Origin of the sequence: Clostridium boliviensis (genome assembly GCF_033342255.1) — a bacterium.
In the GTDB taxonomy this organism is placed as follows: domain Bacteria; phylum Bacillota; class Clostridia; order Lachnospirales; family Lachnospiraceae; genus Lacrimispora; species Lacrimispora boliviensis.
The window spans coordinates 1-519 of record NZ_JAWONS010000241.1 but is presented as its reverse complement, the minus strand read 5'-3'; the positions used below and the strand labels follow the sequence as shown (position 1 = coordinate 519).

At 61.1% G+C, this 519-nt stretch carries 1 protein-coding gene; it reads left to right on the top strand.

The features are described from left to right. Window positions 1–112 precede the first annotated feature (112 nt). On the top strand, window positions 113–519 hold a 407-nt coding region (locus RZO55_RS16665), incomplete at its 3' end, for an enoyl-ACP reductase FabI (RefSeq protein ID WP_318065389.1).

Genomic DNA, 519 nt, shown 5'->3' with positions numbered 1-519 from the left:
TCCGCTACGCTGGAATATGGGTTTAGTAGCAGGTACTAAATCGGAAATCCGCCAGTGACTCGTTCCCCTTTAGACGAGCAGCTACATACAATAGGAAGGGAGATCGTGGACCATGACCAAATTGATGGAGGGCAAGCGCGTTTTGATCATGGGGGTGGCCAACAAGCGGAGCATCGCCTGGGCCATCGCCCGGAGCCTGCACAGCCACGGCGCGGAGCTGGCCTTCACCTACCAGGGCGAACGGCTGGAACGGCGGGTGAGGGAGTTGGTGGACGCGGAGATGCCCGGCTCTCCCCTGATTGAATGCGATGTCACTTCGGACGAACAAGTGCGTGCCGCCTTCGACAAGATCGGCGAAGTCTGGGGACGCCTCGACGGGCTGGTGCACTGTATCGCCTTCGCCAAGGCCGAGGATTTGGAAGTTCCCTTCGTGGAAACGTCCCGGGACGGCTATGCCCTGGCCCAGGATGTCAGCTCCTACTCCCTGGTGGCCTGCGCCCGTGCCGCCAAGCCCCTGAT